At 49.7% G+C, this 18,081-nt stretch carries 19 protein-coding genes; 16 read left to right on the top strand and 3 right to left on the bottom strand.

Annotated features, from left to right (window positions below):
• Window positions 1-75: 75 nt before the first annotated feature.
• The 7 genes from lepB (at window position 76) to CIP100161_RS07680 (ending at window position 6,333) form a co-directional block, all read left to right on the top strand.
• Window positions 76-870 carry a signal peptidase I gene (gene lepB / locus CIP100161_RS07710; RefSeq protein ID WP_088262101.1) on the top strand — a complete coding sequence of 265 codons (795 nt, stop codon included), beginning with the start codon at window positions 76-78 and terminating at the stop codon, window positions 868-870.
• On the top strand, window positions 867-1,556 hold the full coding sequence (locus tag CIP100161_RS07705; protein ID WP_155873331.1) for a ribonuclease HII: 690 nt from the start codon (window positions 867-869) through the stop codon (window positions 1,554-1,556). The genes lepB and CIP100161_RS07705 overlap by 4 nt, the downstream gene beginning before the upstream one ends.
• Before the next feature lie 12 nt (window positions 1,557-1,568).
• Window positions 1,569-1,874, top strand: a complete 306-nt coding sequence (locus tag CIP100161_RS07700) for a DUF2469 domain-containing protein (RefSeq protein ID WP_003851985.1) — start codon at window positions 1,569-1,571, stop codon at window positions 1,872-1,874.
• Between the two features lie 230 nt (window positions 1,875-2,104).
• Window positions 2,105-2,473 carry a YraN family protein gene (locus CIP100161_RS07695; RefSeq protein ID WP_232053129.1) on the top strand — a complete coding sequence of 123 codons (369 nt, stop codon included), beginning with the start codon at window positions 2,105-2,107 and terminating at the stop codon, window positions 2,471-2,473.
• Complete coding sequence (locus CIP100161_RS07690; RefSeq protein ID WP_155873327.1) at window positions 2,460-4,010, top strand: YifB family Mg chelatase-like AAA ATPase; 1,551 nt, start codon at window positions 2,460-2,462, stop codon at window positions 4,008-4,010. Before CIP100161_RS07695 ends, CIP100161_RS07690 begins: the two co-directional genes overlap by 14 nt.
• Window positions 4,007-5,158 (top strand): DNA-processing protein DprA, encoded by a 1,152-nt coding sequence (gene dprA / locus CIP100161_RS07685; protein ID WP_155873325.1) that lies wholly within the window; start codon window positions 4,007-4,009, stop codon window positions 5,156-5,158. The genes CIP100161_RS07690 and dprA overlap by 4 nt, the downstream gene beginning before the upstream one ends.
• Window positions 5,159-5,424: 266 nt before the next feature.
• Window positions 5,425-6,333, top strand: coding sequence for a tyrosine recombinase XerC (locus CIP100161_RS07680; RefSeq protein WP_155873323.1), 909 nt, complete (start codon window positions 5,425-5,427; stop codon window positions 6,331-6,333).
• A gap of 14 nt (window positions 6,334-6,347) precedes the next feature.
• Here CIP100161_RS07680 and CIP100161_RS07675 read toward each other — a convergent pair whose 3' ends face one another.
• Window positions 6,348-6,869, bottom strand: coding sequence for a M23 family metallopeptidase (locus CIP100161_RS07675; protein WP_155873321.1), 522 nt, complete (start codon window positions 6,867-6,869; stop codon window positions 6,348-6,350).
• A 379-nt stretch (window positions 6,870-7,248) separates the two neighbouring features.
• Between CIP100161_RS07675 and rpsB the strand changes: the two genes are divergently transcribed.
• From rpsB to CIP100161_RS07650, 5 genes are all read left to right on the top strand, one after another.
• Window positions 7,249-8,049 carry a 30S ribosomal protein S2 gene (gene rpsB / locus CIP100161_RS07670; protein ID WP_155873318.1) on the top strand — a complete coding sequence of 267 codons (801 nt, stop codon included), beginning with the start codon at window positions 7,249-7,251 and terminating at the stop codon, window positions 8,047-8,049.
• A 280-nt stretch (window positions 8,050-8,329) separates the two neighbouring features.
• The gene (gene tsf, locus CIP100161_RS07665) at window positions 8,330-9,157 is read left to right on the top strand and encodes a translation elongation factor Ts (protein ID WP_155873316.1); all 828 of its coding nucleotides are present in this window, start codon (window positions 8,330-8,332) and stop codon (window positions 9,155-9,157) included.
• Window positions 9,158-9,378: 221 nt separating this feature from the next.
• On the top strand, window positions 9,379-10,110 hold the full coding sequence (pyrH, locus tag CIP100161_RS07660; protein ID WP_014302074.1) for a UMP kinase: 732 nt from the start codon (window positions 9,379-9,381) through the stop codon (window positions 10,108-10,110).
• Between the two features lie 73 nt (window positions 10,111-10,183).
• Complete coding sequence (gene frr / locus CIP100161_RS07655) at window positions 10,184-10,741, top strand: ribosome recycling factor (protein ID WP_010935112.1); 558 nt, start codon at window positions 10,184-10,186, stop codon at window positions 10,739-10,741.
• Between the two features lie 123 nt (window positions 10,742-10,864).
• On the top strand, window positions 10,865-11,743 hold the full coding sequence (locus CIP100161_RS07650) for a phosphatidate cytidylyltransferase (protein ID WP_155873314.1): 879 nt from the start codon (window positions 10,865-10,867) through the stop codon (window positions 11,741-11,743).
• Between the two features lie 58 nt (window positions 11,744-11,801).
• On the opposite strand, the gene CIP100161_RS07645 is transcribed toward CIP100161_RS07650, so the two are convergent.
• On the bottom strand, window positions 11,802-12,194 hold the full coding sequence (locus tag CIP100161_RS07645) for a LapA family protein (RefSeq protein ID WP_155873312.1): 393 nt from the start codon (window positions 12,192-12,194) through the stop codon (window positions 11,802-11,804).
• Between the two features lie 150 nt (window positions 12,195-12,344).
• Between CIP100161_RS07645 and rlmN the strand changes: the two genes are divergently transcribed.
• The gene (gene rlmN, locus CIP100161_RS07640; RefSeq protein WP_155873310.1) at window positions 12,345-13,451 is read left to right on the top strand and encodes a 23S rRNA (adenine(2503)-C(2))-methyltransferase RlmN; all 1,107 of its coding nucleotides are present in this window, start codon (window positions 12,345-12,347) and stop codon (window positions 13,449-13,451) included.
• A 77-nt stretch (window positions 13,452-13,528) separates the two neighbouring features.
• Here the strand turns inward: rlmN and CIP100161_RS07635 are convergent, their stop codons facing one another.
• Entirely contained in the window at window positions 13,529-13,954 is a 426-nt protein-coding gene (locus CIP100161_RS07635; protein WP_166443159.1) for a DUF2631 domain-containing protein, read from the bottom strand.
• Window positions 13,955-14,284: 330 nt separating this feature from the next.
• Between CIP100161_RS07635 and dxr the strand changes: the two genes are divergently transcribed.
• The 3 genes from dxr (at window position 14,285) to ispG (ending at window position 17,988) form a co-directional block, all read left to right on the top strand.
• Complete coding sequence (gene dxr, locus CIP100161_RS07630) at window positions 14,285-15,448, top strand: 1-deoxy-D-xylulose-5-phosphate reductoisomerase (protein ID WP_155873306.1); 1,164 nt, start codon at window positions 14,285-14,287, stop codon at window positions 15,446-15,448.
• 44 nt (window positions 15,449-15,492) lie between these two features.
• A complete protein-coding gene (locus CIP100161_RS07625) occupies window positions 15,493-16,707 on the top strand; it encodes a M50 family metallopeptidase (protein WP_155873304.1) in 1,215 nt (404 codons plus the stop codon).
• A 105-nt stretch (window positions 16,708-16,812) separates the two neighbouring features.
• Window positions 16,813-17,988, top strand: coding sequence for a flavodoxin-dependent (E)-4-hydroxy-3-methylbut-2-enyl-diphosphate synthase (gene ispG / locus CIP100161_RS07620; RefSeq protein WP_155873302.1), 1,176 nt, complete (start codon window positions 16,813-16,815; stop codon window positions 17,986-17,988).
• Window positions 17,989-18,081 lie beyond the last annotated feature (93 nt).

Here is an 18,081-nt window from a genome sequence, read left to right as displayed (position 1 = left end):
AGTGCTCTAGCACGAAGCGCTCAGCTTTCTCTTCCTGCGCGACGCAGGGAGCGTGGCTGGGTGTTTTTTCATTCGATGACTGAATCAGCTGCTAGAGTTCTCAAGGTGAGTTCAGCTAATAACGAGACTGCGTCCCTCACGGATGGCGTCGAAACGCACGACAATGACAAGAAGCCACTGCCATGGTTTGTGGAAATCCCTTTGGTCGTAGTGGTGACCCTTCTCGTGATCACCTTGCTTCAAACATTCGTCGGACGAGTCTATATGATCCCAAGTCAGTCAATGGAGCCGACGCTTCATGGATGTGCAGGGTGTACCGGAGACCGAATTTATGTAGATAAGCTGGCTTATCGTTTTGGTGAACCAGAAGCCGGCGACGTTGTAGTTTTTGCAGGTACAGAATCATGGAACACCGGATTTACCACTTCACGGTCAGAAAATCCTCTGGTTCGTGGAGTACAAAATGCGGGTGCTTTCGTCGGATTAGTAGCACCAGACGAAAACGACCTTGTGAAACGCATCGTAGCAACAGGGGGTCAAACGGTGCAGTGCCTTGAAGGCGATGAAGGCATCAAAGTAGACGGTAAAGTCATCGACTCGTCATATACTCTGATGCCACCAGCGTATCCGGTCGACCAGACCACAGGATCAGAGGCGTGCGGCGGCTTTTACTTCGGACCTATCAAGGTACCTGAAGGAAATTACTTCATGATGGGCGATAACCGGACAAACTCCGCGGATTCTCGTTACCACATTGGTGATCAGTATCAAGGCACCATCCCTAAAGAAAACCTCAAGGGGAAAGTTCAGTTCAAGATTTTCCCATTTAACCGTATTGGTGCAGTCGAGGATTACGATATCCAACAGTGATCACTCAAGAACACTACTGTGCGTTGCCAGCTCCCAAAATCCGGACGCTGAAGCATCTTCGAACCTTCGAAGTTACTTTGGATAAACATGGTCTTGGGCCGGTAGCAGGTGTCGACGAAGCTGGACGCGGTTCATGTTGCGGACCCATCACGATTGCGGCTTGTATTATGCCGCAGCGTCCCATCGCACAGCTTCAGGCACTTACAGACTCGAAAAAATTGAGTGCAGCAAAACGTGCGGAACTATATCCGCTGATAAAGAATGATGCACTGGCGTGGTCCATCGTCCACATCAGTGCTGCTGAAATTGATCGATATGGCATACAGCATGCCAACATTTCCGGCATGCGACGTGCCGTCGAAAAGCTTGATGTAGCACCTGGGTACGTGCTTACTGATGCCATGCGAGTACCTGGGCTGAGGTGTCCTTCGCTTCCCATTATTGGAGGTGACGCAGCAGCGCGGTGTATTGCTGCGGCAAGTGTTCTGGCAAAGCATTCGCGAGATCTCATTATGAATGATCTTGGCGCCCAATATCCCGAATATGGTTTGGAAGATCATAAAGGTTATGGGACGAAGAGTCACATGGATGCGGTGCGCCATCACGGCGCAACTCCTGAGCATCGATATAGTTATTCCAATGTGAAGGCAGCACACAACCAATGGCTGCAAAAAAAGACACAATAAGGGAGGTAAGCGATGAGCGCTGAAGAGCTCGATAATTATGAGGCAGAAGTTGAACTGTCCTTGTACCGCGAATACCGAGATGTGGTTAGCCAATTTTCGTACGTGGTAGAAACCGAGCGGCGCTTTTACCTTGCCAATGCAGTAGAACTGATCCCGCATACCCAAGGTGGGGATGTGTACTACGAAGTTCGGATGTCAGATGCGTGGGTTTGGGACATGTACCGGTCAGCGCGATTTGTTCGCTATGTCCGAGTGATCACCTATAAAGACGTCAACATCGAAGAACTCGATAAGCCTGATCTCGTTATCCCAGAATAAGACAAAACTTTCGTATTAACTTAGAAGCGCGCTTCACGGTAGCCCCTTACCATGAAGCGCGCTTTTGTGTATCGATCCAACATACGCAGCTGTGGATAACTCATACGATTGCTGCTTTGACAGACAGTTATCCACAGAAAACCAAGCGTTCGTTTCACCGCAATTGCCAAAGCATCATGCTTGGCGCAAACCTGAAGAAGAAAAACTCGCATTACACAAAGGGGGCAACGATGGCAGCTAGGCATAATCACTACTTAGCAGTTCTCGGTGAAGATTTCGTGGCACAGCAATATGCAAACGAAGGTTATGACATAACAGCACGCAATGTGGCATTTTCGGTGGGGGAGATCGACATTATCGCCACGAGTCCTCAAGGAGAAGTAGTGTTCATCGAGGTAAAAACTCGTTCATCTTCACTCATGGATGCTGCTGAGGCCGTCACACCAACCAAAATGCGGAAGATTCACAGGGCTGCTTCGATATGGCTTCAAGGGAAACCATTTGCAGATATTCGCTTCGACGTCGTTGCTGTTCACGTCGATGAATATGGTGAGTTAGATATGACGCGTTACCAAGGGGTGGAATATGGGGCTTGCTAAAACTCGATCAGCGGCAATCTCGGGGGTTACAGGCGTTATCGTTGACGTTGAGACCAATATCGGAGCTGGTTTACCTGGCACCTATATCGTTGGGCTTGCCGACGCTGCGGTTGCAGAAGCGCGTCAACGAATCAAAACTGCTGTGAATAACTCGGGGCTACCGTGGCCGAAAACCAAAGTGATAGTCAACCTTTCCCCAGCATCGTTACGAAAAAATGGTGCGCAATTCGACCTAGGAATATGTATGGCCATCATGGCCGCTTCGGGGATACATAACTCTGATTGCCGCGATATCGAAAACACACTGTTTCTAGGGGAAATCGGCCTAGATGGTGCGATTAAACCGATTTCTGGATTAGTGCCAGCATTGTTGGCTGCACGTAGCGCCGAAATAAAGAATGTGGTCATTCCGTGGGGAAACGCTGCTGAAGCTATGGCGGTAATTGATGGTTCGGCAATGAACGTTCTTGTTGCGCGCTCGATTAGCGAGACAACCGAATGGCTCAAGGGCAAAGATGACTTGATTGCGGCTCATGATGTGGTACTTGATGGGTGCGTAACTAAAACGCAGCCGCACAAAGTGGGCGATATGCAAGATGTTGTGGGACAAAGTGATGCAAAGAAGGCCGCCGAAATTGCCGCTGCCGGTGGCCACAACCTTGTTATGATTGGGCCACCAGGTTCCGGAAAATCCATGATTGCTCAACGCATGGCTGGCCTTCTACCTGCTCTTACACATGCAGAAATGATAGAAGCGACAGCGATTCACTCGGTTATGGGGCAAGCCTTCAACGGGCCCATGACACACCCACCGTTTGTAGCGCCACATCATTCCATTACTAAGGCAGCACTATTAGGCGGAGGATCAGGAAACCTTCAACCCGGAGCTGCCAGCTTGGCACATACTGGTGTTTTGTTTCTTGATGAAGTTAGCGAGATACCAGCAAACATTCTTGATTGCTTACGAATGCCATTGGAATGCGGTGAAATCAAAATCATGCGGCATCGTCGCGAAGTTACCTTTCCTGCACGTTTTCAACTGGTAATGGCCACAAACCCGTGCCGTTGCGCAGCGGAGCTTCCAACCGAGTGCCGATGTAACGCAACAACACGAGCACGGTATTTGAACAATATTTCGGGGCCACTGCGCGATCGCCTTGATCTTTTTGTACGTACTCATGCTCAAGGTGCAGTGATTTCAGATGCAAACCAAGAGTCCAGTAAGTCGATTGCAGAACGAGTTCAAAGTGCTCGTGAGCGTAGCGAACATCGCTGGCGCAGTGCAGGTTTTACTGTAACAACCAATGCTGCGATGGATCCGTACCACCTTCGGCGACATTTCCCCGCAGATGAGGCATCGATGGCACTTCTTAGCTCCTATCTTGGCGACGGTGAACTGAGCCAACGCGGAGTTGATCGTGCACTGAAAGTTGCTTGGACACTGTGTGATTTGGAAGGAAAAACACGTCCTGACTTAGGACACACAGCGTATGCACTGGAGCTACGCGATGATTGTATTAGGGAGAATGCCGCATGAACAGGTTAGAAGCGTGGGCATATTTGTCTCGAGTTTTTGAAGGACCTAGCAGATCACTCCAGCAGCTTTTAGAGACAGAATCCGATGTAGAAAAAATCGCATGGGGGATCAAAAAGAGAGAAGCGTGGCTTGGGCCCATCTTGCCTGAGACAGCTTCGCGCTATTCAGTCTCATCAGAAAAACAGGATCTAACTACAATCAAGAATCTCGGTGGCAGGCTTGTCACTCCTGATGATGATGAATGGCCACGGGAAAAAATCGAGACTGCATTTGGTTTTGCTGCCTCTGGCACCAGCTCCCTAGTGCGCTCATATCAATCCGATGCAGTTGCCCCCCATGCCCTCTGGGTTCGGGGTGCACCGTTATCGACGATAGTTGACCGTAGCGTGGCCGTCGTTGGTACCCGTGCTATGAGTCACTATGGCAAGAATGCAACCTCAATGTTGGCAGCGGGGATTGCCGATCATCATTGGACGATAATTTCAGGAGGAGCTCTAGGTGTAGACACCGTAGCCCACACCGAAGCTCTGCAACGGCAAAAGCCCACAGTAGCAGTATGTGCACGTGGACTTGATGCACCTTATCCGCGTAAAAACGCAGAACTATTACGTTCAATTGCTGAAAACGGATGCGTAGTCAGTGAATACGCGCCGGGATTAACGCCTCATCGCCACCGTTTCTTGACCCGCAATAGGCTAGTAGCTGCATTATCTCAAGGAACCGTGGCCGTTGAAGCTGCATGGCGTTCTGGTGCACTTAACACTCTTAGCTGGGCAAGCGCTTTAGGAAGAGTTGCAATGGCTGTGCCTGGGCCAGTGACAAATACTGGTTCATTAGGTTGCCATGAGCGCATTAGAAATAAAGAGGCCGAATTGGTGTGTAGCGCTGAGGAAATTCTTGCTTTGGTAGGAACGTTGGGCGAGTTTGACCCCAATGGGCAATATGAGCTGCAGTTCGCAGCTGATCCAATTCAAAGCTTGAGTAGGAATGAAATGAGAGTCTTTGATTCGCTGGATACAAATCTTCAGCCCACTGACATGGTTGCAACAGCTGCTGGTATTCCGATTGGACTTAGCGTTCATATTCTGCGTGATCTAGAAAAGAAGCAGCTCGTCATGCGCGAGGGGGCCCACTGGCGTAGATGCTAAAACTTTTTATGGATAGCCTCTTGCGTGATGATCAATCATGCCTTAATGTAACAAAGGCAAGCCTAAGTAAAGCTTTTTGAGGTTCGGGCTGGTTCCTCAATAAGATCTATCGTAGCGAGTGGCTGGTTCCGTAGGTGGGCTATCGCGTCCACTTTGGTTCTTATCGCTTCGGAACTAGGGTTATGCACTATGGGTGAGTCAGTAGTAGAGGTGAAAAGTTGTCACAGGCTTTTCACCTCTACTGTGTATTTAACTGAGAGGGAAAAATGCCAGCCCAACTAACCGAACTTATTGACGATTTCTGTGAGTATCTGGAATTGGGCTTAGGGCGATCACCGGCTACTGTCCGTTCTTACAAAAGTGACCTCATTGGTTTTGCGAATCGATTTGCTACCTTGGATCGATTTACGTTGGACAATGTGCGAGAGTGGTTGGCACAAGCGGTAGTAGATGGTAAATCTCGTGCAACTATCGCGCGTCGTACTGCGTCGATAAAAGCTTTTAGTGGATGGCTGCTGCGTAATGGCTACAGCGATATAGATGTGGCTGCACGGTTGGTAGCGCCAAAGGTACAACGCACATTGCCTACGGTGGTAAGTGAACGCACCATGACGAATATCGTCGAAGAGCCGGCTTCTACGACTGAAGATACTTTTGTTCGTGATCGTGCTATCTGTGAGCTGCTGTATGCATCGGGAATTCGCGTATCTGAGCTTTGCGGATTGAATACTGGTGATGTTGATCTCAAACGTCAGACTGCTCGAGTAACAGGTAAGGGAAATAAGCAACGCATTGTTCCATTTGGAGACAAAGCTGCAGCGGCGCTTTCTCATTGGCTGAATGGAGTGCGTAGTGAAATGTTGATTTCTGCCGGATACTCGAGTGGAGTGGATGCGTTATTTGTGGGTGTGCGTGGTAAAAGGATCGATCCACGCCAAGTGCGACGAATCGTGGAAACCTCTGGCCAAGAACATGGAATAGGCGGCCTAGCTCCTCACGCATTGCGGCATACAGCGGCAACGCATCTGCTCGATAATGGAGCCGATCTCAGAGTTGTGCAAGAGATGCTGGGCCATTCATCGCTGAATACCACTCAGATATATACACATGTAAGTACTCAACGGCTCAAAGAAGCATATAAAAATGCACATCCCCGTGCGTATAAAAACTTGTAGTGCTTAGTGAGGGGTTATTGAGACGGAGCCTTCATCTGTGGTGGTTTTAGTCGAATGAGTAATGGTTCGAGAAGGGTAAGAGGATTGAGGTAGTCGTCTTTTCCTTGAAGTACACCCCAGTGAAGTCCCGGAAATCCGTCGACGCTTGGGGCTAGAATGCCGATTGCTTCTCCACGTGCTACTGAATCTCCGGTGTTGAGGACTGTAGTTACCGGTTGGTAAGTGGTTCTTAAACCATCGGGGTGATCGATCGAAATCACGGGCTTGCCAGCTACCTTGCCAGCAAAAGTAATGATTCCAGAATTAGCGGCTCGTACCGTACCGTTGACGGGAATATCGAGATCGACTCCTCGATGGCCTTTGAGCCAATTGTGTTGAGGCTTATCAAAAGGACGAATCACGCGGGCTATTGATGGATCTCCAGTGGCGGGATTGATATAAGTCGAGGGCGGCAGGCTAATAGAGATTGCGCTAGCGGATCGGGCGATCAAAAGGGCTAATAGGAAACTTGATATGGATGCAAGTATTTTCTTCATATCTGTGGTCATACCCGATGCGGATAACTTGCGCTCAGTACTTATTCACAGGAAAGGGGATAACTCAGATATTGGTGGGGTAAATGAAACGCGTGTGAACTAAATGAAGCCATGGATACTGATAGATGTGGATAGATAGAAAATTCAGTTTGGAAAACTGTACTGAAAAGTCTATGCTTTTGCGTTAGCAGTGCGCCTAATGTGGTGTGCTGACTACGCGCGGTCCCGAAGTGTTTTAAGTGCACAACGTTGAAAGCAGTGGTCTCTGGGCTTTTGCCTTAAAAAGTTTCAGAGTGCTGGATATGTGCGAGGACAGCTAGGAAGCAGGGAAAACCTGCATGTATATAACCGAAACTTAACTTGAGAAAGAGGGCAACTCATGGCAGTCGTAACCATGCGCGAGCTTCTCGACGCTGGTGTTCACTTCGGACACCAAACCCGTCGCTGGAACCCAAAGATGCGTCGTTTCATCTTCACAGACCGTAACGGCATCTACATCATCGACCTTCAGCAGACCCTGACCTACATTGACGAGGCATACGAGTTCGTCAAGGAGACGGTTGCGCACGGTGGCACCATCTTGTACGTCGGTACCAAGAAGCAGGCTCAGGAGTCCGTTAAGAACGAGGCTGAGCGCGTTGGTATGCCTTACGTCAACCACCGTTGGCTTGGTGGCATGCTCACCAACTTCCAGACCGTTTCTAAGCGACTTCACCGTATGAAGGAGCTTCAGGCTATGGACTCTGCAGAAAACGGTTACGAGGGTCGCACCAAGAAGGAAGTTCTCATGCTGACCCGTGAGCGCACCAAGTTGGAGCGCGTTCTCGGCGGTATCGCAGACATGACCAAGACGCCTTCTGCTATGTGGGTTGTAGACACGAACAAGGAGCACATCGCTGTCTCCGAGGCTCACAAGCTGAACATCCCAGTTGTGGCAATTCTTGACACCAACTGTGATCCAGATGTTGTTAACTTCCCAGTTCCAGGCAACGATGATGCAATTCGTTCCATCGACGTTCTGACCAAGGTTATCTCTCACGCAGTTATCGAGGGCAAGAAGGCTCGCGAAGAGCGTGCACTTGCCGCTGCTAAGGAAGCAGCCGGCGATGCCAACAAGACCGAGGTAGCAGCTAAGGTTGAGGCAACCGAAGAGGTTGCAGCTGAAGCTGAGGCTAAGTAATAGCTTTTTACAAGCCCTCAAATCCATAGAACACTTGCAGGCTATACAACTTCATGTGGCTTACAGGGCGTACGGGTTTGAGGGCTTTTGCCTCGTGTAAAAGCTTTTAGTCGCTTTATGCTCGAATATGGTGACTGAATTTTTCGAGTACAAGTACACGGTGTGTCGTTATGTACGCTCACATACCTAATAAAGAGCTGCATTATTGGCACGTGTTAGCTACGCTCGTCTACGAGAAAACTTTTTACATTTTTCCAATACAAGGAGGGTCGCCCACAACATGGCGAACTACACTGCTGCTGACGTTAAGAAGCTGCGTGAAATCACCGGCTCTGGCATGCTCGACTGCAAGAAGGCTCTGGAAGAAACCAACGGTGATTTCGACAAAGCCGTTGAGGTTCTTCGCATCAAGGGTGCAAAGGACGTCGGAAAGCGCGCTGAGCGCAACGCAACCGAGGGTCTGATTGCTGTTTCTGGCAACACCATGGTTGAGATCAACTCCGAGACAGACTTCGTTGCAAAGAACGCAGAGTTCAAGGAGTTTGCTCAAAAGGTTGCTGACGCCGCTGCAGCTGTTAAGGCAAACACCCCTGAGAAACTTGCTGCTGCTGATCTCGATGGCAAGACCGCTGCTGATGCAATTCAGGAATTGTCTGCAAAGATTGGTGAGAAGCTCGAGCTGCGTCGCGCTATCACCCTGGAAGGCGAGAAGCTATCCGTTTACCTCCACCAGCGTTCTGCTGATCTGCCTCCAGCAGTGGGCGTTTTGGTTGCCTACACCGGCGAAGGCGAGGCAGCTCAGGCTGCTGCTCACGCCGCTGCAATGCAGGTTGCTGCTCTCAAGGCGCAGTACCTGACCCGCGAGGATGTTCCTGCTGAGGTTATCGAGAAGGAGCGCTCCATCGCCGAGCAGATCACTCGTGAAGAGGGCAAGCCAGAAAAGGCAATCCCGAAGATTGTTGAGGGGCGTCTCAATGGCTTCTACAAGGATGTGTGCTTGGTTGAGCAGGCTTCCGTTGCAGACAGCAAGAAGACTGTTAAGCAGGTCATGGATGAGGCCGGTGTTACCTTGACCGGTTTCGCTCGCTATGAGGTTGGCCAGCACTAATTACAGTGTCTGTAGCTTTTGGCTAGTAATAATGCCCGTGCATTTGCGCACGGGCATTATTGTGTTATTTGGCGTTTCTTGTTGGTTGCTCGGGGTGTGAATAAGACAAGGTGGCAGATTAACGGTAAACTGTTATCCGATTTATGCGGTTTTCTAGTTGGACTAAAAATACCGTTACTGTGAGCAACACTATGGCCGAAAGGTCGGAGAGGCGACACACCATGACTGAAGGTGTCCAAAACGAACGTACTGGCTACAAGCGAGTAATGCTCAAACTCGGCGGTGAAATGTTCGGCGGTGGGGCAGTAGGAATTGATCCAGACGTAGTTCAAAATGTGGCACGACAGATCGCCAGTGTTGCTCGTACCGGAGCGGAGATCGCCGTGGTTATTGGAGGCGGTAATTTCTTCAGGGGCGCGCAGCTTCAACAGCGTGGTTTGGATCGTAACCGCTCTGATTACATGGGTATGTTGGGCACTGTTATGAACTGCTTGGCTCTGCAGGACTTCCTCGAACAAGAAGGCATTGACTGTCGTGTACAAACCGCCATCAATATGGCCCAGGTTGCTGAGCCGTATTTGCCTCTTCGTGCAAAGCGGCACTTGGAAAAAGGGCGCGTGGTTATCTTTGGTGCAGGTATGGGTATGCCTTATTTCTCCACCGATACGACTGCAGCACAGCGTGCTTTAGAAATTGATTGTGAAGTGCTTCTCATGGCTAAAGCAGTTGATGGAGTCTATGATGATGATCCTCGCACGAACCCAGATGCACAGTTGTTCCACCAGATCACTCCTCGTGAAGTGATTGAAAAGGGTCTAAAAGTTGCGGATGCTACAGCATTTAGCCTGTGCATGGATAACAAGATGCCAATTTTGGTGTTTAACCTTCTTACAGAAGGTAATATCGCTCGTGCTGTCGCGGGCGAACAAATCGGTACTTTGGTTCAATCCTGATAGATTAAGTGTGATCGAACACCGCTGTTGAGTGTTCCTTGACTTACCTAGAACAACTGCAAAGGACAATATAATGATCGATGAGATCCTGTTTGAAGCTGAAGAGCACATGAACACTTCGGTGGAACGTACTCGTGACGAGCTTGTCAATATCCGTACTGGTCGTGCAAACCCAGCAATGTTTAATGGTGTAATTGCCGATTACTACGGGGTTCCAACTCCTATTACGCAGATGGCAACTATTTCTGTCCCAGAGGCCCGTATGCTGCTGATTAAGCCTTACGAGATGTCGATGATGAACGAAATTGAGAATGCGATCCGTAATTCAGATTTGGGTGTTAATCCAACTAATGATGGCCAAGTTCTTCGTGTTACTATCCCGCAGCTGACAGAAGAGCGTCGTCGTGACATGGCCAAACTCGCAAAGTCTAAGGGCGAAGACGGTAAGATCGCTATCCGCAACGTTCGTCGTAAAGGCATGGATCAGTTAAAGAAGATCCAAAAAGACGGCGATGCTGGCGAGGATGAAGTTCAGGCTGCTGAAAAGGAGCTAGATAAAGTCACCGCTAAGTACGTAGCTCAGGTTGATGAGGTTGTTGCTAAGAAGGAAGCGGAGCTGATGGAGGTTTAAGTCCTCCTTGTTTCAGCTGAGCAACAACGAAACACACTTCATCCGTTGGGTTTTGGGGCAGACGCTGCGTAGGCAGGATCTGCCCCTTTTCCCGCTTTTAAACACCAAGGAGAGCGCCGACCGATGCCTCATTCATCAACGGCTTTTGAGCACTTGCCTAAACCGAAGAATTCGGCTGGTCGAAACCTGAAAGCAGCGATCAGCGTTGGAATCAGTTTGGGTGCCCTCGTGTTGCTCGCTATCTTTGTTATCCCTTTTGGATGGTATCCATTGGTAGCTATCGCAATCGCGGTGGCGACTTGGGAAGTAGAGCGCCGTTTAATAGAAGCTGGCTACCTTTTGCAACGATGGGTCATGCTTATTGGTGGACAAGTCATGTTGTGGCTTAGTTGGCCATTCGGTCCGAAGGGATTAGTCGCTGGTTTTGTCGGCGTTGTACTCGCTACGATGTTTGGTCGGCTTTTCCATCATGGTCGCTCTATGCCACCGAAAAACTATCTGAGAGATACCGCTGTTGCGATTTTTGTTTTAACGTGGATCCCGCTTTTTGGTAGTTTTGCTGCAATGCTTTCGCTGTTTGAAACAGAAACAGCGCCAGGAAAGTACTTTATCGTCACGTTCATGTTGTGCGTTATCGCCTCTGACGTGGGTGGTTACATTGCAGGCGTGATGTTTGGCTCGCACCCCATGGCACCTGCCGTAAGCCCAAAGAAATCGTGGGAGGGCTTTATCGGTTCTGTAGTCTTTGGGATGACTGTTGGAGCACTCACCGTGTCCTATTTATTAGGGCATCAGTGGTGGTGGGGATTGATTCTCGGATTCGGACTCGTAATCTGCGCGACACTGGGAGATCTTGTCGAGTCCCAGTTTAAGAGGGAGCTTGGGGTCAAGGACATGTCTGCTATTTTGCCTGGGCATGGTGGTCTGATGGATCGGCTTGATGGTATGTTGCCATCGGCAATGGTGACATGGTTAGTCCTTAGTGTGATTTCTTCGGTATAGACGATAAAAGGGGGACCGGCCTCCTATAGGAGGCCGGTCCCCCTTTTATCTGAGTTGGTTAAACCGAACGCTGTAGGTTTTTAATTTGTCGACGTAGCTGGAACATTCGTACCATACCTACCATTGCCATGATGAGCGCTCCAAAGATTGCAGCGAGAAGAAAGCCTACACCGGCCGGCACAGTGAATTGAAGGGTAAAGAAGTTCAGTTCTACGGCTTGTTGGTTTTGTAGAATGAAAATCAACAATATGATAAGTAACAATGCGCCTACGATAAGTGCGAACCACGTACCGCCTGCGAATGAACTTTTTACTTCGGGCTTTGCTGTCTGAGGGATTTCAGCCGGTACTGAGTACTCAGATTGAGTCACATCAGGCAGATGATCGTGAGGGGTGTCGAAAGCCTCTGAGCCGCTTTCATAATTGTTCGTGGTATCAGGCATACTCACCATTGAACGCGAAGATCGAGCTTATTCCAAGCTCAAACTGATAACGATCTGAGCACATAGACATCAAAGCATGGCATTTTATGAATGGGAAAACTCCAAAAATAAGTGGTCAGTTCACAATTATCGTGCGTAACGTGTCATGATGGTAGCAATATGACGAATCCAACGAAGCCCATTCCGCTAAATTTTGATAAGCCTCGGCGGTCTATGCCCCCGAAGCACTTTGCTGATCTTTCTGCTGACGAGCGTATCGATGCTCTCAAAGAGCTGGGTCTGCCAAAATTCCGTGCTAATCAGATTGCTCGGCATTATTATGGTCGCCTTGAAGCTGATCCTAGTACTATGACAGATTTGCCTGCGGCAGCTAGAGAAAAAGTAAAAGACGCGCTGTTTCCGCAGTTGATGCAACCAGTACGTGCTGTTCAAGCAGATGATGGAGAAACACAAAAAACTTTGTGGAAACTCCATGATGGAACTCTCTTAGAGTCAGTGCTGATGCGTTATCCTAACCGTGCAACGTTGTGTATTTCTTCCCAAGCCGGTTGCGGCATGGCTTGTCCGTTTTGTGCTACGGGCCAAGGGGGACTTGATCGTAATTTGTCTACGGGTGAAATCGTTGATCAGGTTCGTGCTGCGTCAGCGACAATGCAGACTGAAGGTGGGCGATTGTCCAACATTGTCTTCATGGGAATGGGGGAGCCTCTTGCTAACTACAAGCGCGTCGTTTCAGCTGTTCGACAAATTACAGCACCGGTGCCGGAGGGATTTGGCATTTCCCAACGAAATGTCACGGTATCTACAGTGGGTTTGGCTCCTGCTATTCGAAAGCTTGCGGATGAGGATCTTTCGGTCACTTTGGCAGTATCGCTGCATACGCCAGACGACGAGCTGCGTAATACCTTGGTTCCCACGAACAACCGCTGGGATGTTGCTGAGGTTCTAGATGCGGCGAGTTATTATGCTGATCGGTCTGGACGACGCGTCTCGATTGAATATGCATTGATTCGCGACGTCAACGATCAAGGCTGGCGTGCTGATATGTTGGGTAAGAAATTACATAAAGCCCTTGGGCCATTGGTGCATGTGAATCTTATTCCGCTTAATCCTACGCCTGGGTCGAAGTGGGATGCTTCGCCCATTGATCGTCAAAAGGAATTTGTCCGACGCGTTATTGCTCAAGGAGTAACGTGTACTGTGCGCGATACTCGTGGACAAGAAATTGCAGCGGCGTGTGGTCAGCTTGCCGCAGAAGAGCGTTAGCTCTTAGAAACACTTAGGGGTATAAAAAAGCTTCCGCATCTGGTTAGTAGATGTGGAAGCTTTTTGAGTAATTCGCTTTAAGCCTCTGGGAGAGTGCGGAGGTGACGAACACGCTCTGGCTCGATGTTCAATGCGCGAAGCTCTGAGTCGCTCAGCTCTGCATATGGACCAGTGCAGGTTGCCTGGAGGTAGTTCCAGTCCTTTTCTTTGAAACCCACTGGCTGGTTGTGTGCAGTCAAAGTACGTACCTGCTTGCCCTGTGGCTTTACGATCTGAAGGATCAAACCCAAGGCGATCACTGCGGCGAAAACGAAGAGGAAGATTGTCTCCACGTGGCCCTTGTGGTTACCAAAGTTGTAGGCGAGAAGGAATATCACTGATCCCCATCCGGAAAGCTGGATGGCACGGGTACCAATGCTGTGCCAGCCCCATGCTGCTGAAGGCTCGTCCAAAGTGGATACGCCGTTGTGGATCTCGGGGGCGATTTCGTGGGAACCAGCCACGTTGTTCTCCTTATCTATAACTTTGCCGACCGCACACTCTGGTTGCACTGAGTTATTTCGCAAGCAATGGTGTGTGATGCAAAGTAAATGCACGTCAGATTCGGTTCTTATTGTGACACATTCCGTGTTTCAAAGCGATTTGAACTGTGTAATTATGCATATTTGTTTGACAAATAAGTAGATACTGCGTTGTAAATCAAGGTGAATTCAACATTTTCCTCCTTTCATTCATCCTAAAGATGGTGCCCATAAGGGGGGAATCTATAGTCCGAGTCGCGAACAAACGCGCTGAGAATCCCGCAGGTTGTTTCATAGGACATAATGGGTTAGGTGAGAAAGAAAATCTTGATTCTGGGCAGCACTGGTTCCATCGGCACTCAGGCGCTTGAGGTTATAGCTTCACGCCAAGACCAATTTGAGGTGGTAGGTATTGCCGCGGGTGGTAGAGATCCGCGCTTAATTATCCAGCAAGCCCAGATGCTTGGTTTGGCAGCAGACCATGTTGCTGTGGCCGATGAGGAGTCGGCAGCTCAAGTTAGTCAGGCGCTCGGGGGAGCAGTTTTAAGCGGAAGTGATGCAGCCACTGATCTCGTTGAGTCGGTGCCTGCGGATACCGTGCTCAACGGACTTGTGGGTTCCATGGGGCTGCGGGCCACCTTGGCTACGATTCAGCTAGGTGAAGTGCTGGCCTTAGCTAATAAAGAATCATTGGTTGCCGGTGGTACGTTTGTCACTTCTCAGGCAGCTCCAGGACAGATTGTGCCTGTGGATTCTGAACATTCTGCGATGGCGCAGTGTTTAAGATCAGGGGCATCAGTGGAAGTATCGAAATTGGTTCTGACTGCTTCTGGTGGACCATTTCGCGGTTGGACGCGAGAAAAGATGTGGGATGTTACTCCTAGGCAAGCTGCGGCACATCCCACGTGGTCGATGGGGCAGATGAATACATTGAATTCGGCTACTTTGATAAATAAAGGGTTGGAGCTAATTGAGGCAACTTTGCTCTTTGACATCCCAGCTGATCGTATTGAGGTTTCTGTTCATCCGCAGTCGATTGTTCACTCGATGGTGACGTTTTGTGATGGTGCAACGCTTGCTCAAGCGTCTCCGCCGTCCATGTTGCTGCCAATTTCTCATGCCTTGGCATGGCCTCACAGAGTTCCAGAAGCGCAACCAGCCTTGGATTTTTCTCAAGCAAGTACGTGGGATTTCATGCCTGTAGATAATGAGGCATTCCCTGCGGTAGAGCTAGCGCGCGAGGTGGCCTTGAAACAGGGAACGTATCCAGCAGTGTATAACGCGGCAAACGAGCAGGCAGCCGCTGCGTTTCTTAGCGGGCGAATTAAGTTCCCACAGATTGTCGATATTGTCGGTGAAGTCGTGGCAGGATCTTCACAGTTTGCTGGTGTAGCCTCATCGGTCGAAGAAATTATTGCGCACGAAAGTGAGGCGCGTAGGCGAGCAGATGCGCTCGTCGATAAGCTTTCTCGCTGATTAGTTGCGTTGTTGTAGGTACCCTGCAAGGAGTTTGTGCACCCGTGGCCTCATATTTACTTGGCGTTGTTTTATTTGCGACCGGCATCGCCATCACCATTGCTCTGCATGAATGGGGCCATTTTATGGCTGCTCGTGCATTTGGGATGCGAGTTCGTCGATTTTTTATTGGGTTTGGCCCTACAGTCGCTTCGTGTCGGCGTGGGAATACTGAATACGGTTTCAAAGCGTTTCCACTTGGTGGTTTTTGCGATATTGCCGGAATGACAAACCAGGATCAGGTAACAGCCGAAGAAGCTCCCCACGCGATGATGCATAAGCCTTGGTGGCAGCGCATCATTGTGCTTCTCGGCGGCATCTTGATGAACATTTTGGTTGGCTTTGTCACGCTGTATTGTGTGGCTTGTGTTGTGGGATTACCTAATTTGAAGGTGGATACAACACCAGTAGTGGGTGAAGTTTCCTGTGTGCCGAGTAAACAGCTCGATGCGACCACGCTTTCCTCTTGTGAAGGGCAAGGACCTGCAGCACGCGCGGGAATTCAACCAGGCGACGTCATCGTGGCGATCGATCACAAGAATGTTGATAGTTTCACAGCTGTTCGATCCTATGTGTTTGATAAACCGAACCAAGATCTAACTTTCACCATCGATCGCGATGGGGTGCGTCGTGATGTTGTTGTTCGTGTCCAAGAAGTTCACCGCTTGTCGACGAATGGTGATGATTTGGTAGCGGGTGCCGTTGGCGTGAGCAGCGCACCGTTGAAAAACACCGTGATTCAGTACAATCCGTTGACTGCTGTACCAGGTGCTGCGCTATTTTCAGTGCATATGGTGGGTGCGACTGTTGAGGGACTTGCACAATTTCCTGCAAAGCTACCTGGTGTTGCTGCAGCGATTGTGGGTGGCGAGCGCGATCACAACAGCCCAATGAGTGTTGTTGGCGCATCGCGAGTTGGGGGAGAACTGGTTCAGCATTCTTATTGGTCCTCATTTTTTATGATGCTCGCTAGCCTGAACTTCTTCCTAGCGTTGTTTAACCTGATTCCGCTCCCACCTCTTGATGGTGGACATATTGCCGTTGTTATTTATGAAAAGCTTCGCGACGCCCTGCGTAAGCGTCGTGGTTTGAAACCAGCAGGTCCAGCGGACTACACAAAACTCATGCCACTGACCTTCGCGGTTGCGGGACTTCTTCTTGCCGTTGGCGCGTTAGTGATCGTGGCGGACGTTGTTAATCCCATCCGGCTTTTGGGATAGCTAAGAGGTGGTGGCGAAAGCTGCGCCACTGCGGTGGTAGAATTTTCATCATCTGTCTTACACCTAGGTAACGATTGTTCATTTCTGTATCAAGGAGCATGTTTAGTGTCCACCCCTACCGGTCAGCCCATCGGACTCGGATTGCCTGATGCACCGTTGCCCGTCCTCGCCCCACGTCGTAAGACCCGCCAGCTCATGGTGGGAAATGTTGGTGTTGGCTCGGACTACCCAGTATCTGTTCAGTCGATGACAACCACCAAAACGCACGATGTTAACGCTACTTTGCAGCAAATTGCTCAGTTGACGGCCTCGGGGTGTGACATTGTCCGTGTTGCTTGCCCTAAGACTGTTGATGCTGAGGCATTGCCTGCTATTGCTAAAAAATCGCCTATTCCGGTAATTGCAGACATTCACTTCCAACCTAAATATATCTTTGCTGCTATTGATGCAGGTTGCGCTGCGGTTCGTGTGAACCCCGGTAATATCAAAGAGTTCGACGGTCGCGTTAAGGAAGTAGCAAAGGCCGCAGGAGACGCGGGAATCCCGATCCGCATTGGTGTCAACGCTGGATCTTTGGATAAACGCATCATGGAAAAGTACGGCAAGGCCACTCCGGAAGCATTGGTGGAATCTGCACTATGGGAAGCCGGTTTGTTTGAGGACTGCAGTTTCGGCGATATTGCGATTTCCGTGAAGCACAATGATCCAGTGGTCATGGTCGAGGCGTATCGTCAGCTAGCAGCCCAAAGCGATTATCCACTGCACCTAGGTGTTACTGAGGCTGGACCTGCATTCCAAGGAACGATTAAATCGTCAGTGGCTTTTGGCTCATTACTCTCGCAAGGTATTGGCGATACTATCCGTGTTTCTCTTTCTGCTGATCCAGTAGAAGAGATCAAAGTAGGCGACCAGATCCTTCAGTCTCTTAACCTTCGTAAACGAGGCCTTGAAATCGTTTCGTGCCCGTCGTGTGGTCGAGCACAGGTCGATGTTTATTCGTTAGCAGAAGAGGTGACAGCCGCTTTAGACGGTATGAGTATTCCGTTGCGCGTAGCAGTGATGGGATGCGTAGTTAACGGCCCTGGCGAAGCGCGCGATGCTGATTTGGGCGTTGCTTCCGGCAACGGCAAGGGACAAATCTTTGTCCGTGGCGAAGTCATTAAGACGGTTCCGGAATCTCAAATTGTAGAGACTCTGATCGAAGAAGCCGTTCGATTGGCAGAAGCAGAAGGCCTTGAAATTGAGGAAGGTACAGGACCTCAGGTAAAAATTACTCGATAGTAATAGGCCTCTCCGAGGCTAAAAGGGTGCATTGGAATAATTTCGTGCACCCTTTCTTATTTGAGCTCGGGCGTTGCGTAATCGAGTGACGCC

Source organism: Corynebacterium rouxii (genome assembly GCF_902702935.1).
Lineage (GTDB): Bacteria > Actinomycetota > Actinomycetes > Mycobacteriales > Mycobacteriaceae > Corynebacterium > Corynebacterium rouxii.
The sequence above is the reverse complement of the archived record's forward strand: the minus strand, read 5'-3'. Positions and strand labels throughout refer to the sequence as shown.

What these genes read in the sequence shown, in the direction of transcription:
- lepB (WP_088262101.1), top strand. Translation starts at nt 76, where the DNA reads ATGACTGAATCAGCTGCTAGAGTTCTCAAGGTGAGTTCAGCTAATAAC.
- CIP100161_RS07700 (WP_003851985.1), top strand. Translation starts at nt 1,569, where the DNA reads ATGAGCGCTGAAGAGCTCGATAATTATGAGGCAGAAGTTGAACTGTCC.
- CIP100161_RS07695 (WP_232053129.1), top strand. Translation starts at nt 2,105, where the DNA reads ATGGCAGCTAGGCATAATCACTACTTAGCAGTTCTCGGTGAAGATTTC.
- CIP100161_RS07690 (WP_155873327.1), top strand. Translation starts at nt 2,460, where the DNA reads ATGGGGCTTGCTAAAACTCGATCAGCGGCAATCTCGGGGGTTACAGGC.
- dprA (WP_155873325.1), top strand. Translation starts at nt 4,007, where the DNA reads ATGAACAGGTTAGAAGCGTGGGCATATTTGTCTCGAGTTTTTGAAGGA.
- CIP100161_RS07680 (WP_155873323.1), top strand. Translation starts at nt 5,425, where the DNA reads ATGCCAGCCCAACTAACCGAACTTATTGACGATTTCTGTGAGTATCTG.
- CIP100161_RS07675 (WP_155873321.1), bottom strand. Translation starts at nt 6,869, where the DNA reads ATGAAGAAAATACTTGCATCCATATCAAGTTTCCTATTAGCCCTTTTG.
- rpsB (WP_155873318.1), top strand. Translation starts at nt 7,249, where the DNA reads ATGGCAGTCGTAACCATGCGCGAGCTTCTCGACGCTGGTGTTCACTTC.
- tsf (WP_155873316.1), top strand. Translation starts at nt 8,330, where the DNA reads ATGGCGAACTACACTGCTGCTGACGTTAAGAAGCTGCGTGAAATCACC.
- pyrH (WP_014302074.1), top strand. Translation starts at nt 9,379, where the DNA reads ATGACTGAAGGTGTCCAAAACGAACGTACTGGCTACAAGCGAGTAATG.
- frr (WP_010935112.1), top strand. Translation starts at nt 10,184, where the DNA reads ATGATCGATGAGATCCTGTTTGAAGCTGAAGAGCACATGAACACTTCG.
- CIP100161_RS07650 (WP_155873314.1), top strand. Translation starts at nt 10,865, where the DNA reads ATGCCTCATTCATCAACGGCTTTTGAGCACTTGCCTAAACCGAAGAAT.
- CIP100161_RS07645 (WP_155873312.1), bottom strand. Translation starts at nt 12,194, where the DNA reads ATGGTGAGTATGCCTGATACCACGAACAATTATGAAAGCGGCTCAGAG.
- rlmN (WP_155873310.1), top strand. Translation starts at nt 12,345, where the DNA reads ATGACGAATCCAACGAAGCCCATTCCGCTAAATTTTGATAAGCCTCGG.